This window comes from Streptomyces sp. NPDC007164 (genome assembly GCF_040634135.1).
GTDB classification, from domain to species: domain Bacteria; phylum Actinomycetota; class Actinomycetes; order Streptomycetales; family Streptomycetaceae; genus Streptomyces; species Streptomyces sanglieri.
The window spans coordinates 37,538-53,418 of sequence record NZ_JBEYFB010000004.1; the positions used below are offsets into that span (position 1 = coordinate 37,538).

14 protein-coding genes and 1 pseudogene are annotated in these 15,881 nt (G+C 69.3%); 8 read left to right on the forward strand and 7 right to left on the reverse strand.

The genetic code is table 11. The annotated features are described in order from the left end of the window. Positions 1-144: 144 nt before the first annotated feature. Together ABZ622_RS08855 and ABZ622_RS08860 are read left to right on the forward strand one after the other, a co-directional pair. Positions 145-558, forward strand: a complete 414-nt coding sequence (locus tag ABZ622_RS08855; protein WP_072483809.1) for an anti-sigma regulatory factor — start codon at positions 145-147, stop codon at positions 556-558. 23 nt (positions 559-581) lie between these two features. Continuing rightward, positions 582-1,508: an RNA polymerase sigma factor SigF gene (locus tag ABZ622_RS08860; protein ID WP_360541690.1), complete on the forward strand. Its 927-nt coding sequence runs from the start codon at positions 582-584 to the stop codon at positions 1,506-1,508. An 83-nt stretch (positions 1,509-1,591) separates the two neighbouring features. On the opposite strand, the gene ABZ622_RS08865 is transcribed toward ABZ622_RS08860, so the two are convergent. Then, positions 1,592-2,047 carry a hypothetical protein gene (locus ABZ622_RS08865; protein ID WP_360541691.1) on the reverse strand — a complete coding sequence of 152 codons (456 nt, stop codon included), beginning with the start codon at positions 2,045-2,047 and terminating at the stop codon, positions 1,592-1,594. 130 nt (positions 2,048-2,177) lie between these two features. On the opposite strand from ABZ622_RS08865, the gene ABZ622_RS08870 reads away from it, so the two are divergent. Continuing rightward, on the forward strand, positions 2,178-3,146 hold the full coding sequence (locus ABZ622_RS08870) for a diacylglycerol kinase family protein (protein WP_360541692.1): 969 nt from the start codon (positions 2,178-2,180) through the stop codon (positions 3,144-3,146). Between the two features lie 317 nt (positions 3,147-3,463). Continuing rightward, positions 3,464-3,721, forward strand: coding sequence for a WhiB family transcriptional regulator (locus tag ABZ622_RS08875; RefSeq protein ID WP_003953983.1), 258 nt, complete (start codon positions 3,464-3,466; stop codon positions 3,719-3,721). Between the two features lie 204 nt (positions 3,722-3,925). Here the strand turns inward: ABZ622_RS08875 and ABZ622_RS08880 are convergent, their stop codons facing one another. Together ABZ622_RS08880 and ABZ622_RS08885 are read right to left on the reverse strand one after the other, a co-directional pair. Next, positions 3,926-5,392, reverse strand: a complete 1,467-nt coding sequence (locus ABZ622_RS08880; RefSeq protein WP_360541912.1) for a histidine kinase N-terminal domain-containing protein — start codon at positions 5,390-5,392, stop codon at positions 3,926-3,928. Between the two features lie 357 nt (positions 5,393-5,749). Next, positions 5,750-6,819 (reverse strand): annotated as a pseudogene (locus ABZ622_RS08885) (SIS domain-containing protein). 197 nt (positions 6,820-7,016) lie between these two features. On the opposite strand from ABZ622_RS08885, the gene nagB reads away from it, so the two are divergent. Beyond that, positions 7,017-7,802, forward strand: coding sequence for a glucosamine-6-phosphate deaminase (gene nagB, locus ABZ622_RS08890; protein WP_360541693.1), 786 nt, complete (start codon positions 7,017-7,019; stop codon positions 7,800-7,802). A gap of 121 nt (positions 7,803-7,923) precedes the next feature. On the opposite strand, the gene ABZ622_RS08895 is transcribed toward nagB, so the two are convergent. The 4 genes from ABZ622_RS08895 to ABZ622_RS08910 all read right to left on the reverse strand — a co-directional run bounded on the left by ABZ622_RS08895 (position 7,924) and on the right by ABZ622_RS08910 (position 12,675). Beyond that, complete coding sequence (locus ABZ622_RS08895; protein WP_360541694.1) at positions 7,924-9,465, reverse strand: glycoside hydrolase family 3 protein; 1,542 nt, start codon at positions 9,463-9,465, stop codon at positions 7,924-7,926. Between the two features lie 7 nt (positions 9,466-9,472). After that, a complete protein-coding gene (locus ABZ622_RS08900) occupies positions 9,473-10,303 on the reverse strand; it encodes a carbohydrate ABC transporter permease (RefSeq protein ID WP_360541695.1) in 831 nt (276 codons plus the stop codon). Continuing rightward, positions 10,300-11,292 (reverse strand): sugar ABC transporter permease, encoded by a 993-nt coding sequence (locus ABZ622_RS08905; protein ID WP_360541696.1) that lies wholly within the window; start codon positions 11,290-11,292, stop codon positions 10,300-10,302. Before ABZ622_RS08905 ends, ABZ622_RS08900 begins: the two co-directional genes overlap by 4 nt. Positions 11,293-11,391: 99 nt before the next feature. Then, a complete protein-coding gene (locus ABZ622_RS08910) occupies positions 11,392-12,675 on the reverse strand; it encodes an extracellular solute-binding protein (protein ID WP_360541697.1) in 1,284 nt (427 codons plus the stop codon). A 279-nt stretch (positions 12,676-12,954) separates the two neighbouring features. On the opposite strand from ABZ622_RS08910, the gene ABZ622_RS08915 reads away from it, so the two are divergent. The 3 genes from ABZ622_RS08915 to mctP all read left to right on the forward strand — a co-directional run bounded on the left by ABZ622_RS08915 (position 12,955) and on the right by mctP (position 15,830). Then, positions 12,955-13,719: a GntR family transcriptional regulator gene (locus ABZ622_RS08915; protein ID WP_266912364.1), complete on the forward strand. Its 765-nt coding sequence runs from the start codon at positions 12,955-12,957 to the stop codon at positions 13,717-13,719. 225 nt (positions 13,720-13,944) lie between these two features. Beyond that, a complete protein-coding gene (locus ABZ622_RS08920) occupies positions 13,945-14,199 on the forward strand; it encodes a DUF3311 domain-containing protein (RefSeq protein ID WP_360541698.1) in 255 nt (84 codons plus the stop codon). Then, a complete protein-coding gene (gene mctP, locus ABZ622_RS08925; RefSeq protein ID WP_360541699.1) occupies positions 14,196-15,830 on the forward strand; it encodes a monocarboxylate uptake permease MctP in 1,635 nt (544 codons plus the stop codon). Before ABZ622_RS08920 ends, mctP begins: the two co-directional genes overlap by 4 nt. Positions 15,831-15,881: the final 51 nt, after the last annotated feature.

Here is a 15,881-nt window from a genome sequence, read left to right on the forward strand (position 1 = left end):
GAGTGACAGCCATGGGCTGGGGCTCTGGCGACACGGCATCATGGGTCGCGATAGCGTCGCGGACCAGAACCGAAGACGTACCACATGGCTCCGGGGCACCCTTCCCGGATCCTCGAAAGAGTTTGTGCCACCTTGGAGGTGAGGGTGTCCCAGATCGCAGGCGAGCCCGGGAATCAGGACTTCGTAGAGGTCCGGCTGCCCGCTGCGGGTGCCTACCTGTCGGTGCTGCGTACGGCCACGGCCGGTCTCGCAGCGCGCTTGGACTTCACTCTCGACGAGATCGAGGATCTTCGCATCGCGGTCGACGAGGCCTGCGCGATCCTGCTTCAGCAGGCCGTGCCGGGCTCCGTCCTCAGCTGCGTCTTCCGGCTCGTCGAGGATTCCCTTGAGGTGACGGTGGCCGCACCGACGACGGACGGCCGGGCACCGGAGCGCGACACCTTCGCCTGGACGGTGCTCTCCGCACTGGCCGGCAAGGTCGACTCCTCGGTGGCCGACGACCGTACGGTCAGCATCAGCCTCTACAAACAGCGCGGCGCGGGACCCGGGCCGGCGTGAGCAACGGGAACGGGGACGGTCCTGTGCGGGACGAAACGATGCGACCAGGGGTGGTGCGCGCAGCAGGCATCCCGGAGCAGCAGGCCCTGCCCCATCCGGTGGACGGGGCGAACGGGCCCGTGGGCCGTACGGTCGCGGTGGAGCATTCGCAGGCGGAGCGGGCAGGCCAGATGAGCGAGCACGGGCACCACGATCCACATGACCGCAGCGGGGCGCGGGCGCTGTTCATCGAACTGCGCGCGCTTCCCGACGGGTCGCCCGAGAAGGCGGAGCTGCGCAATCGGCTGGTGCGGATGCATCTGCCGCTCGTGGAGCACCTGGCCCGCCGGTTCCGCAATCGCGGCGAGCCGCTGGACGACCTGACCCAGGTCGCCACGATCGGCCTGATCAAGTCGGTGGACCGGTTCGACCCGGACCGCGGCGTGGAGTTCTCGACGTACGCGACCCCCACGGTCGTGGGCGAGATCAAGCGCCACTTCCGTGACAAGGGCTGGGCGGTCCGGGTGCCGCGCCGGCTCCAGGAGCTGCGGCTCTCGCTGACCACGGCGACCGCCGAGCTGTCCCAGCAGCACGGCCGCTCGCCGACGGTCCACGAGCTGGCGGAGCGGCTGGGCATCTCCGAGGAAGAGGTCCTGGAGGGCCTGGAATCGGCCAATGCGTACAGCACGCTCTCGCTGGACGTGCCGGACACGGACGACGAGTCCCCCGCGGTCGCGGACACGCTGGGTTCCGAGGACGAGGCGCTGGAGGGCGTCGAGTACCGGGAGTCGCTCAAGCCGCTGCTGGAGGACCTGCCGCCACGCGAGAAGCGGATCCTGCTGCTGCGCTTCTTCGGCAACATGACCCAGTCGCAGATTGCGCAGGAGGTCGGCATCTCGCAGATGCATGTCTCGCGGCTGCTGGCCCGCACGCTGGCGCAGCTGCGCGAGCGGCTGCTCGTCGAGGAGTAGCCGCAGGAGTGGCCGAGGGGCGAGGGCGCGGCGGGCGGGTCCGCTCGCGGCGCCGCCGCCGGCCGGGCACCACGCCCGGCGGCTCAGCCCTCCGGCGTGGTGCCCGGCCGACGGATGCCGAGCGCCTCGACCGTCGTCGGCCTGACCAGCTGGTAGAGCGACGTCAGGGTCACCGCGGCCAGCACGATCCCGGCCGGGATCAGCACGCCCTGCGACCTCAGCAGCGTCCACGCCACCGGGAGCGCGATGATCTGCGTGATGAGCGCGGGGCCTCGGCTCCAGCTGCGCCGCCGCAGCAGACCGCGGGCGGCGGCCAGCGGGATCGCGGCGAGCGCGATCAGCGTCAGGCCGCCCATCTCCGCCTGCTGGGGGCTCTCGGGGCGCCCGAGCAGACCCATCACCAGCATGTAGATCCCGCCGATGGCGAGCGCCGCCCCTTCCAGGGCGGTGAGTCCGGCAACGAGAGTGATCCTGCTCGGCTTCGCCGGTTCGAGCCTCGGCGCGGGCGACGAGTCGGGCGTGTTCTGCTGAGTACTCACCCTTGCAGGTTGGCATCCCGGCGCCGCGAAAGCGAAGCCGGGGTCGGAATCGGCAGTGTGCCGTCACCGTGCGTAAAGGTCATGGGGCGGGACTTCAGAGTGATACCGCGCGGTAGGTAGTCTGGCGGTCATGCGCGCACTCCTCGTGGTCAATCCAGCTGCTACCACCACCAGTGCGCGGACCCGTGACGTGCTCATCCACGCGCTGGCCAGCGAGATGAAGCTGGAGGCCGTGACCACGGAATACCGCGGCCACGCCCGGGACCTGGGGCGGCGGGCCGCGGACTCCGACGACATCGATCTGGTGGTCGCCCTGGGCGGCGACGGCACCGTCAACGAGGTCGTCAACGGTCTGCTCCATAAAGGCCCCGATCCGGAGGGCCTGCCGAGCCTCGCGGTGGTTCCCGGCGGCTCCACCAATGTGTTCGCGCGCGCCCTGGGACTGCCCAACGACGCGGTGGAGGCGACCGGCGCGATCCTGGACGCACTCGCCAACCGGACCGAACGCACGGTCGGCCTCGGTCTCGCGGCCGGCACCCCGGGCACCGAGGACGAGTCGGTCCCGGAACGCTGGTTCACTTTCTGCGCCGGACTCGGATTCGACGCGGGCGTGGTCGGCCGGGTCGAACAGCAACGCGAACGCGGAAAGCGCTCGACGCACGCCCTTTACGTACGCCAGGTGGTCCGGCAGTTCATCGACGAGCCGCACCGCAGGCATGGCGTGATGACATTGGAAACCCCGGGGCAGGATCCGGTCACCGATCTGGCGCTGTCCATAATTTCCAACACCGCCCCCTGGTCCTACCTGGGCAATCGTCCGTTGTACGCGTCCCCGAAGGCCACTTTCGACACCGGACTGGACGTGCTCGGGCTGAAGCGGCTCTCCACTCCGTCGGTCGCCCGGTACGGCACCCAGCTGCTCACTTCGAGCCCGGAGAAGGGCCCGTCCGGCAAGCACGCCGTTTCACTTCACGACCTCACGGACTTCACCTTGCATTCAAAGGTTCCGCTGCCCTTCCAGATGGACGGCGACCACCTGGGAGTGCGCACAAGTGTGACGTTCACAGGCGTACGCCGTGCACTGCGTGTGATTGTGTGAGTGGAAGGGACCAAAGTCCTTTAACTCGAACGTTTGGGCTGGGCTCCACCCCATAGAAGTACGGCTGTGACCTAGTCGACACCGAGGAATCAAAAAAAGTTTCCAGAAGGGGTTGTATCCGCCGCTGAGGTTTGCGAATCTCTACATGGCGATCGGGACGGCCCGCAACACCGGCCTCCACTGAGAGCCAGAACCCCTCCTCACTTCACAGACCACAACCAGTTCATCTGGGCGTCGGCCTGTCGTCTGCGGGGGGATTCGTGAAAGCGTTCACATTCACAAGCAACAGTATGTAATACCAAGGAGAGGTAGCAGCCATGGACTGGCGTCACAACGCCGTTTGTCGTGAGGAAGACCCCGAGCTGTTCTTCCCCATCGGCAACACCGGTCCTGCGCTGCTGCAGATCGAGGAAGCCAAGGCCGTCTGCCGTCGCTGCCCCGTCATGGAGCAGTGCCTGCAGTGGGCGCTCGAGTCCGGCCAGGACTCCGGCGTCTGGGGTGGCCTCAGCGAGGACGAGCGCCGCGCGATGAAGCGCCGCGCCGCTCGCAACCGGGCGCGTAACGCCAGCGCCTGACCGACGCCACCGCTACGAGCCTCAGCCAGGCGGCGCGTACAGAGCGTACGCACAACCCCGCCCCCCGAGTCGCAGCGCGCAGTACCCCCGAAGCGCATGCATGACCAGCGAGCCCGGACCGTGAACAACGGTCCGGGCTCGCTGCTGTGTTCGGGGCGCCCCGCCCGTACCGGCGGGGCGGACGGGGCTGCTTCGCGGACGGAGCTACTTCTCGGACCGGACCGGGATGTCGAGCACGACCTGGGTGCCGCGCTCGGGGGCCGGGACCATGCCGAAGGTCCCGCCCAACTCGCCCTCCACCAGCGTCCTGACGATCTGGAGCCCCAGATTGCCGGCGCGCTGCGGGTCGAAGCCCTCCGGCAGACCGCATCCGTCGTCCTGGACCGTGATCAGCAGCCGCGTCCCGGCGGAGGCACCGCCACGCACCGCGGACACCTCGACGGTGCCGGACTCGGCGAGGGTGAAGGCGTGTTCCAGGGCGTTCTGCAGGACCTCCGTGAGCACCATCGCCAGCGGGGTGGCCACTTCGGCGTCGAGGATGCCGAAGCGTCCCGTCCGGCGGCAGGTGACCTTGCCCGGCGAGATCTCGGCGACCATCGCGATGACGCGGTCGGCGATCTCGTCGAACTCCACCCGCTCGTCCAGATTCTGGGACAGCGTCTCATGGACGATGGCGATCGAACCGACGCGCCGTACCGCCTCGTTGAGCGCCTCGCGGCCACGCACCGAGTCCATCCGCCGGGCCTGGAGCCGCAACAGGGCGGCAACGGTCTGGAGGTTGTTCTTCACCCGGTGGTGGATCTCCCGGATAGTGGCGTCCTTGGTGATCAACTCGCGTTCGCGGCGGCGGAGTTCCGTGACGTCCCGGAGCAGGACCAGGGAGCCGATGCGCACGCCCTTGGGCTTGAGCGGGATCGCCCGGAGCTGGATCACCCCGCCCGCGCACTCGACTTCGAACTCCCGGGGCGCGTAGCCGCTGGCCAGTTTGACCAGCGCCTCGTCCACCGGGCCCCGGGAGGGGGCGAGTTCGGCGGTGATGCCGCCCAGGTGCTGGCCGACCAGATCGGCGGCGAGGCCGAGGCGGTGGTAGGCGGAGAGGCCGTTGGGGCTGGCGTACTGCACGACCCCGTCGGCGTCGAGCCTGATCAGCCCGTCGCCGACGCGCGGCGAGGCGTCCATGTCGACCTGCTGGCCGGGGAAGGGGAAGGACCCCGCGGCGATCATCTGGGCCAGGTCGGAGGCCGACTGGAGGTAGGTGAGCTCCAGCCTGGACGGGGTGCGGACGGTGAGCAGGTTGGTGTTACGGGCGATCACCCCGAGGACCCGGCCCTCCCTGCGTACGGGGATCGACTCGACCCGTACCGGCACCTCCTCGCGCCACTCCGGGTCGCCCTCGCGCACGATCCGGCCCTCGTCCAGCGCCGCGTCCAGCAGCGGGCGGCGGCCGCGCGGCACCAGGTGTCCGACCATGTCGTCCTGGTAGGAGGTGGGGCCGGTGTTGGGGCGCATCTGGGCCACCGACACATAACGGGTACCGTCGCGGGTGGGCACCCAGAGCACGAGGTCGGCGAAGGACAGGTCGGAGAGCAGCTGCCACTCCGAGACCAGCAGGTGCAGCCACTCCAGGTCGGTGTCACCGAGGGCTGTGTGCTGGCGGACGAGGTCGTTCATGGAGGGCACGTGTGCGAGCGTACCCGCGGACGGGCAATGGTTCCGAACCGAACGACCGGACCGTACGTGCAAGGTGAGGGGCCCGGAAAATTACGGCCCTCCGACGGATGGACACGGGCGAATGGTCTAGTCCACAATGCTGAAGACAGAGCTTCCGCTCTCCCCGCACAGGAGGGCGGATCGAGGTACCGCGCTCTCTGCCCTGACCGCGCCGGTACCTCTCCCCCGGCCGGGGGCACCGCACACCGCCGGCCGGCCTGACCGGCCGTGACGGCCGGTCTTACTCCGGGCTGCGGTGCCGGACGGGCCGAGGGTCCCGTCCCGGCGCCGTGGCCCGCGGGTGTTCCCGGAGGCCGTTCAGCGGGTCTCGGTGACCTTGGCCAGCGCGCGCGGCGCGTCCGGGTCCTGCCCGCGGGCGATCGTCACCTCGTACGCCAGCATCTGCAGCGGCAGGATCTCCAGCACCGGCTGCACCTCCTCGGCCACCCCGGCGGTCGGCAGCACGAAGCCCGCGGAGGCCGCCTCGACCTGGGCCTTCGGGCCGACCAGAAGAGGTCCGCGCCGCGGCCGCGCAGCCGGTCCAGGACCGGCTGGAGCGCCTCGCCGCCCCGGCCGTCGGTGACCACGGCGATCACCGGGGAGATGTTGTCGACCATGGCGAGCGGGCCGTGCAGCAGATCGGCGCCCGAGTACGAGAGCGCCGGGATGTAGCTGGTCTCCATCAGCTTCAGGGCGGCCTCCTTGGCGGTCGGATAGCCGTAGCCGCGCGAGGTGATGACCATGCGCTCGGCGAACCGGTAGCGCGAGGCCAGGGCCTTGACCTCGGCTCTGCGGGCCAGGATCTCCCCGGCCCGCTCCGGCAGGACGGCGGCGGCCGAGCCGTCGCCGCCGGCCAGCCCCTCCACGAAGAGGTAGAGGGACAGCAGCGAGGCGGTGTACGTCTTGGTGGCCGGCAGGGCCTTCTCCGGGCCGGCCAGGATGTCGATGTGGTGCTCGGATACGGCGGCCAGCGGCGAGTCCCGGTTGTTGGTGACCGCCAGGGTGATCGCACCGGCCTCGCGCGCCGCCCTGGTCGAGTCCACCAGGTCGGGCGAGCCGCCGGACTGGCTGACGGTGACGACCAGGACGTCCCGGAGATCGGGCTTGGCGCCGTACGCGGTGGTGGTCGACATCGACGCCAGGCCGCAGGGCAGGCCCAGCCGGATCTCCAGCAGGTACTTGGCGTACAGCGCGGCGTTGTCCGAGGTGCCCCGGGCGGTGAGCAGGACGAAGCGCGGCTTCCTCGCCGCGATCCCGGCGGCCGTCTCGCGGATCCTGGGGGCGCCCTCGTCAAGGATGCGCCGCAGCATCGCGGGCTGCTCGGCCATCTCGCCGGACATGATCCGGCCCGGCTGCTCGCTCTCCTGGGCCGCAGAAGTGGCGGACATGTCGAGTGCCTCCCAGCGGGCTCCAGGTGCGTCGGCAACACCGTTCGGGCCAGCCGACCACGGGGCCCCAAAGGGCCGCCAGCGGACCGCGGCCGGCCCGGGTGCGTCCGGCCGTGCCCGCGTTACCGGGTTCTGCTAGATTGGAAGCCTATTGGTCTATACCACCTGACTCCACTCTTCAGATCGGCAGGCCCAGCGTGGAAGTTGTCATCGTCCCGGACGCCAAGGCAGGCGGCGAACTCATCGCGGAGGCCATCGGCGCCCTGCTGAGCCGCAAGCCCGACGCACTTCTCGGCGTTGCCACCGGCTCGACCCCGCTGCCCATCTACCAGGCGCTGGCGGCCAGGGTCCGCTCCGGCGCCGTCGACGCCTCGCGGGCGCGCATCTGCCAGCTCGACGAATACGTCGGGCTGCCCGCGGGCCACCCCGAGTCCTACCGCTCGGTGGTGCTGCGCGAGGTCGTCGAACCGCTCGGCCTGTCCGAGGCGTCCTTCATGGGCCCCGACGGCTCCGCCGAGGACGTCCGGGCGGCCTGCCTGGCGTACGACAAGGCGCTGGCCGAGGCCGGCGGCGTGGACCTCCAGCTCCTCGGCATCGGCACCGACGGGCACATCGGCTTCAACGAGCCGTGCTCCTCGCTCGCCTCCCGCACCCGGATCAAGACGCTCACCGAGCAGACCCGGGTCGACAACGCGCGCTTCTTCGACAACGACATATCGCAGGTGCCGCACCACGTGATCACCCAGGGCATCGGCACCATCCTGGAGTCCCGTCACCCGATCCTGCTGGCCACCGGCGAGGGCAAGGCGGACGCCGTGGCACTGACGGTGGAGGGGCCGGTCGCCTCGGTCGTGCCCGCCTCGGCGCTCCAGCTGCACCCGCACGCGACGGTGGTGGTCGACGAGGCCGCCGCGTCGAAGCTGAAGCTGGCGGACTACTTCCGCGCCACGTACGCGGCCAAGCCGTCGTGGCAGGGCCTGTAGAGCTTCGGACACACCCGAGAGGGCCGGGGCACCCACCGCGGGTGCCCCGGCCCTCTCGTATGCCGTCGCACGGACTGCGGACGGGTGTGACGCGGCCCCCCGCCCGCATCACACCCGGTGCTCAGACCGTGGGGCCTGCCGCGCCCCTGACGACGATCTCCGCCGCCGCGAGACCGCAGACGCGGGCCGCGCCGTGGGTGGCGATGTGCAGGGCGCCCCTGGGGGCGGCCTGCGGTACGCCCATCTCGACGACGACCGTGTCGGGACGCTCGGCCACCAGGGCGTCGAGCGCCTCGCCCATCCAGGCGTGGCGGTGGACGTCGCGGACCACCACGACGATGCGCCGCTCCCCCGCCGCCCGCAGCACCGCGGCGGCGGGCGCCCCGGTCTCGCTGCTGTACGTGTCGGTCTCCGTGCCCGGCAGCAGCCGGCCCAGCTCCGCGGCGACACCCCAGGGGGTCTCGTCGCCGACGGCGATGTTCGACGCCGAGGTGAACGCGGCGACGTACGCGGGCTCGGTCAGCGGCGCGGCGGATCCGGTCGCCCGGACCGCCCGGCGGGCGGCGACCAGGCCGATGTCGGAGCCGATTTTGGTGCCGGACGCGGTCCCCTCCTGCGTTGCCGCGCCCGGCCCCGAACCGGCCCCCGCGGCCCCCTGCGTCCACGACGCGAGGGCGCGTACCCGTGCGGCCGCGTCGGCGAGCCGCTCCTCGGAAAGTTCACCGCTGCGCACCGCCCCGACCAGCGCGTCGCGCAGCCGGAGCACCGTGCCGTCGTCCTCCAGGCCGCCGCCCACGCAGAGCGCGTCGGCCCCCGCGGCGATCGCCAGGACGGAGCCCTGCTCGATGCCGTACGTCGCGGCGATGGCCTGCATCTCCACGGCGTCGGTGACGATCAGGCCGTCGTAGCCCAGCTCCTGGCGCAGCAGCCCGGTGAGGATCCGCGGGCTCACCGTCGCGGGGCGGTCCGGGTCGAGCGCCGGCAGCAGGATGTGCGCGCTCATCACGCACTTGGAGCCCGCCGCGATGGCAGCCCGGAAGGGCACCAGCTCACGGGCGTGCAGGGTCTCCAGGTCCACGTCGATGCGCGGCATCGCGTGGTGCGAGTCGATCGCGGTGTCGCCGTGCCCCGGGAAGTGCTTGGTGCAGGCGGCGACCCCGGCGGCCTGGAGGCCCTCGATGTACGCGGCGGTGTGCCGGGCCACGAGTGCGGTGTCGGCGCCGAAGGACCGTACGCCGATGATCGGGTTACCGGGGTTGGAGTTGACGTCGGCGGACGGCGCCCAGTTGAGGTTGACGCCGCACTCGGCGAGCCGGCGGCCGAGCTCCTGGGCGACCGCGCGGGTCAGGGCGAGGTCGTCCACGTGTCCGAGGGCGAGGTTGCCGGGGAACGAGGAGCCGGTGCGCACCTCCAGGCGGGTGACGTCACCGCCCTCCTCGTCGATGGCGACGAGGAGGTCGTCGCGCTCGGCCCTGAGCTGGGCGGTGAGCGCGGTGACCTGCTCGGGCGTGCGGATGTTGCGGCCGAACAGGGCGACGGAGGCGAGTCCTTCGTCGACCCGGCGCAGCACCCAGTCCGGGGCGGTGGTGCCGGTGAATCCGGGCTGCAGGACGGCGAGCGCGTCGCGGGTGACGGTGTCGGTGGCGGATATCAGGGTGGTCATGGCGGCGTTATCCCTTCACGGCACCGTCGGTGAGGCCGCTGACGGCCTTGCGCTGCAGGAAGACGAACAGGATGAGGATCGGGATGGCGAAGATCGAGGCCGCCGCCATGGTGGCGCCCCAGTCGTCGCCGAACTGGCTCTGGAACTGGGAGAGCCAGAGCGGCAGCGTCTTGGCCTCGGGGTCCTTGTTGAGGATCAGGACCAGGGGGAATTCGTTCCACGCGGTGATGAAGCCGAAGAGCGAGGTGGCCATCAGGCCGGGGGCGAGCAGCGGCAGGATCACCTTGACGAACGCCTGCGGGCGGGTGCAGCCGTCGACCATGGCGGACTCCTCCAGTTCCTTGGGCACCGCGGCAACGTATCCGCGCAGCGTCAGGACCGTGAAGGGGAGCACCATCACCATGTAGAAGAGGGTCAGCGGGACCAGGCTGTTGAGCATGTCCGCGTCGCGGACCAGCATGTAGATCGCGATGACCATGACTTCCCACGGCGCCATCTGGGCGATCATGAAGACCAGGATCAGGCCCTTGCGGCCCTTGAACCGCATCCGGGCCAGCGCGAACGACGCGAAGAGCGCGATGATCAGCGAGAAGGTCACGGCGAGCAGGGTGACGGTGAGCGAATTCCCGACCAGCTTCAGGAAGTCCGGTGCGTGGTACGCCGTCTTGAAGTGCTCGAACGTGACGTCGGTCGGGAACCAGACCGGCTTCTCGGTGATGATGTCGCCGGTCGGCTTGAACGCCGTGCTGAACATCCAGTAGACGGGGAAGACCAGGCCGGCGAAGAGGATGATCGCCGTCGCGTTGGGCCAGATGCGGCCGAACAGTGAGCGCTTCACAGCTCGTCCTCCTCTTGCTTGAGAACGATGCGGAGGTAGTACGAGGTCAGCCCCAGCATGATCAGGATGGTCAGCAGCGAGATCGCCGCGCCCATGCCGTAGTGCTGGTTGCCGACGCCCTCGACGAAGGCGTAGACCGGCAGCGTCTCGGTGAGGCGGTTGGGGCCGCCCTCGTTGAGGGTGAAGATCTGCGGGAACGCCTTGAAGACCCAGATGACTTCGAGGAAGGTCGTGGCGTAGAGGAAGGGCCGCAGGAACGGGAACGTCACCGAGGTGAAGCTCTTCCAGACGCCGGCGCCGTCGAGCGAGGCGGCCTCGTACAGCTCCTTGGCGATCGTCGTGGTCGCCGCGTACAGGTTGATCGCCACGAACGGGATGGACTGCCAGACGATCAGCAGGGTGACCACGAAGAACGTGGAGAACTGCGATCCGGTCCAGTTGTACTCGGCCATCGAGTGCCAGCCGAGGTGGTCCAGCACGTAGTTGACCACGCCGAAGCGCGAGGCGAACAGCCACTGGAACACGGTGGAGGCGGCCACGACCGGCATCGCCCAGGCGAGCACCAGGCCGATCAACAGCGTGAACCGCATCCGCTTGCCGAGGCGGGCGAGCAGCAGACCGATCAGGGTGCCGAAGACCATGATCAGGACGACGTTGACGCCGGTGAACACGATCGTGCGGAGCGTGACTCGCCAGAAGTCCTCACCGGTGAGGATCTCCTGGTAGTTCTTGAAGCCGTTCCACTCGGTGACATGCTGGATCAGCTGTCCCATATTGAGGTTCTGGAACGACAGCATGACGTTCTTCACCAGGGGGTACCCGAGGAAGAGCGCCGTCACCGCGAGTGCGGGGACCATCAACAGGTACGGCGCTGCGCCGATGCCCAGTTTCCGCTTGCTGCCCCCGTGCTGCCCGACGGGTGGTTTCCCGTCCTGCCCGCGGGCTGCGGCCGTCTTGGCCACATCCGAGGGTTCGGTCTGCACTGCCATGCTCGCCATCTCTTCCAACAAAGCCCTACACGGAACGGTGCGTACAGCCGGGGCGGCGGGTCTGGACCCGCCGCCCCGGCGCGGGACGCGCTTCTGCGACTACTGCTGCTGGCTGAGGCGCTTGTTGAGCTCGCCCTCGACCTGCTTGGCGGCCTCGGCGGACGACTTGCCCTGCAGAACCAGCGTCATGTAGGTCTTGATCGGGTTCGGGGGGTTCTCGACCGGCGCCCACTCCGGGATCAGCGGCGTGGTGCCACCGGACTTGGCGGCGGCCGGACCGGCGGCCTCGGCGGCGGGCTGGCCGACGGTGTACTTCTGCATGGCGTCGTTCTTCGGGGACCAGCCGGCCTCCTTGATGAGCGCGCCGTCGTTCTTCTCGGAGAGCGCGATCTTCAGGAACTCCTTGGCCAGGTCCTGGTTCTTGCTGCCCGCGGCCACGGCGAGGTTCGAGCCGCCGAGGAAGACGCCCTCGGGCTTGTCGGCGGTCTCACCGGGGATGGTGAAGAAGCCGATGTCGTCCTTGAGCTTCGGGTTGGCCTTGATGGCCGTGCCGGCCTCGTAGCCCATCGCGAAGATGGCGCCGGTCTTGCCCTTGGCGAAGACCTCGGCCTGCTGCGGGGTGGCCTCGTCCTTGTCTTTGGGGGCCTTGGAGAAGGACTGGTACTTCTTGTACAGCTCCATGGCCTCGCCGACCTTGGGGTCGGCCAGGTTGGAGACGTACTTGTCGCCTTCCTTCTTGACCGGCTCGACGCCCTTGCCGACGAGCAGGCCGTCGAAGAAGTACCAGTTCTGGCCGGGCAGGTAGACCGGCTCGGCGTCGCCCTTCTTCTCGATGGCCTCGAAGGCCTTGAAGAGGTCGGCGCGGGTCTTCGGCGTCTCGGTGATGCCGGCGTCCTTGAAGACCTTCTTGTTGTACATGACGACGCGGTTGCCCACGTACCACGGCAGGGCGTACTGCTTGCCGTCGTAGATGGAGGGCTGGTTGACGCCGTCGGCCCAGGCGGAGCCGATCTCCTTCTTCAGGTCACCGAGGTCGGCGAGGCCGCCGGTCTTGGCGTACGCCGGGGTCTGGGTGTTGCCGATCTCCAGGACGTCCGGCGGGTTGGACTCGGAGAGGGCGGTGGTGACCTTCTGCTGAATGCCGTTCCAGTCCTGGACCTCGATCTTCAGCTTGGCCTTGGTCTTCTTCTCGAACTCCTCGGTGACCGTCTTGGTCCAACCGTCCGGGTTCGAGCCGGACATCGTCCACACCGTCAGGGTCTGGCCCTTGTACGCGTCCGGACCGGCCTTCTTGCCGCTGTCGCCGCCGTCGTCGGACCCACACGCCGCAAGGCCGATCATCATGCCCGCGACGCCGATCGCCGCGATGAGCTTGCGCTTCACGCCAAACCCTCCTCAGGGATACTGCAACCCCGCCCACCGCGAAGACATTCGACGAGTACTGCTGGGGCTGGACCTGGTCTTTAATGGTTTAGACCAGTACGGGGAGCTTGGCCTAGACCTTTAGGGGTGTCAAGGGTGTATAAGAAGTGCACTCGCGTCCGTTATAGGACCGACACCTAAGGGAGGGCGACCAGCCGTGACCGGACCGTGCCACCATGTGAGCCGCGACAGACGGAGGAGCCGGTGACGGCAGCAACGCAAGCGTCGGGAGGGCGGACCATGGGTGCCGACGGGGGCAGTACGGAGAACGAGACGGGCGCGGCCACGCGGACGGCGCGCGTCCCGAAGTACTACCGGCTGAAGCGACATCTGCTCGACATGACGGACACCATGCCGCCGGGCACTCCGGTGCCGCCGGAGCGGACCCTGGCCGCCGAGTTCGACACCTCGCGCACCACCGTGCGCCAGGCGCTCCAGGAGTTGGTCGTCGAGGGCCGGCTGGAGCGCATCCAGGGCAAGGGCACCTTCGTGGCCAAGCCGAAGGTCTCGCAGGCCCTGCAACTGACCTCGTACACCGAGGACATGCGCGCCCAGGGTCTTGAGCCGACGTCCCAGCTGCTGGACATCGGCTATGTGACGGCCGACGACACCCTCGCGGGGCTGCTCGACATCACCGCGGGCGGCCGGGTGCTGCGGATCGAGCGGCTGCGGCTCGCCAGCGGCGAGCCGATGGCGATCGAGACCACCCACCTTTCGGCCAAACGCTTTCCGGCGCTGCGCCGTTCGCTGGTGAAGTACACCTCCCTCTACACCGCGCTGGCGGAGGTGTACGACGTCCGGCTGGCCGAGGCCGAGGAGACCATCGAGACCTCGCTGGCCACCCCGCGCGAGGCCGGGCTGCTCGGTACGGACGTGGGCCTGCCGATGCTGATGCTCTCCCGGCACTCGATCGACGGACGGGGCGAACCGGTGGAGTGGGTGCGCTCGGTCTACCGCGGCGACCGGTACAAGTTCGTGGCGCGCCTGAAGCGGCCCACGGACTGAGTCCGCACCACCGAAAGGCCCCCGTGGAACGCATCACTCCGCGGGGGCCTTTCGCACGGCCTGGTACGGACCAACCACCGTACATCTGGCCGGATTTCGAGCACGGATACCCGATCGACCGACCGTTGCCGGACCGAAATGCGGGCAGGGGGTGACGGTGACCGGAGCCCTCCCCTAGATTTCCTGCGCATCACAAGGTGATCAGCGAGGGGACGGAGTCGCCGCATGCCAGCAGACACAGAAGGAAAGCCACCGACCGTCACACCGGTGAGAGTGGTCATCGCCCTCTGCCTCGTCGCGCCCTTCGTGGCGATGCTCTGGGTGAGTTCGTACGCGAAGGTGGACCCCACCTTCATCGGCATTCCGTTCTTCTACTGGTACCAGATGCTCTGGGTACTCCTCTCCACCGCGCTCACGATGACCGCGTACAAGCTGTGGCAGCGTGACCAGCGCGCCCGCAAGGGAGGTGCGTCGGCATGAAGGACGGTGTGAACGGCGTCGCGCTCGGCGTCTTCATCTTCTTCTTCGTGGCCGTCACGGTCATGGGCTTCCTGGCCGCGCGCTGGCGCAGGGCCGAGAACGAGGCCAGCCTCGACGAATGGGGCCTGGGCGGACGGTCCTTCGGCACCTGGGTCACCTGGTTCCTGCTGGGCGGCGACCTGTACACCGCGTACACCTTCGTCGCCGTTCCCGCGCTGATCTACACGGCGGGCGCGGCGGGCTTCTTCGCCGTGCCGTACACGATCCTCGTGTACCCGCTGATCTTCACCTTCCTGCCGCGGCTGTGGTCGGTCTCGCACAAGCACGGGTACGTGACCACCTCGGACTTCGTCCGCGGGCGCTTCGGCTCGAAGGGCCTCTCGCTGGCGGTCGCCGTCACCGGCATCCTCGCCACGATGCCGTACATCGCGCTCCAACTGGTCGGCATCCAGGCGGTGCTGGACGTGATGGGCGTCGGCGGCGGCGAGAACACCCACTGGTTCGTCAAGGACCTGCCGCTGCTGATCGCGTTCGCGGTGCTCGCCGCGTACACCTACTCGTCCGGGCTGCGCGCGCCCGCGCTGATCGCGTTCGTCAAGGACGGGCTGATCTACCTGGTCATCGCGGTGGCGATCATCTACATCCCGATCAAGCTCGGCGGCTTCGACGACATCTTCGCCAAGGCGGGCGAGGCGTTCTCGCAGAAGAACGAGGCGGCCGGGAAACCGGTGGCCGGACTCGCGCCCGGTGAGGCGGGCCGGTGGGGTTACGCCACCCTGGCGCTGGGCTCGGCACTGGCGCTGTTCATGTATCCGCACTCGATCACGGCGACGCTCTCCAGTCGCAGCCGCAACGTGATCCGGCGCAACACCACGATCCTGCCGCTGTACTCGCTGATGCTGGGTCTGCTGGCGCTGCTCGGCTTCATGGCCATCGCCGCCGGCATCAAGGTGGACAACGGCCAGCTGGCCATCCCGCAGCTGTTCGAGGACATGTTCCCGGACTGGTTCGCGGGCGTCGCGTTCGCCGCCATCGGCATCGGCGCGCTGGTACCCGCCGCGATCATGTCGATCGCCGCGGCCAACCTGTTCACCCGCAACATCTACAAGGACTTCCTGAAGCCGGACGCGACCCCGGAGCAGGAGACCAAGGTCTCCAAGCTGGTGTCGCTGCTGGTCAAGGTCGGCGCGCTGGCCTTCGTCCTCACCATGGACAAGACGGTCGCGATCAACTTCCAGCTGCTCGGCGGCATCTGGATCCTCCAGACGATGCCGGCCCTGGTCGGCGGCCTGTTCACCCGCTGGTTCCACCGCTGGGCACTGCTCGCGGGCTGGGCGGCCGGCATGGTGTACGGGACGGTGGCCGCGTACGGGGTCGCCAGCCCGACCCAGGCGCACTTCGGCGGCTCGTCCAAGGAGATCCCGGGGATCGGCGAGATCGGCTACATCGGCCTCACCGCGTTCGTGCTGAACGTGGTGGTGACGGTGGTGCTCACCTTCGTCCTGAACGCCCTGAAGGCACCCGCCGGGACCGACGAGACCTCCCCGGCCGACTACACCGCCGACGCGGGCGACCCGGGTGTCGCCACCGAGCTCCCGCCGGCCACCGCGGGGGCTCCGGGCGGCCACTGACGACCGCCGCCCACGGCCTTCCGACGGCCCGTCGAGCCCCCCGCAACGGGG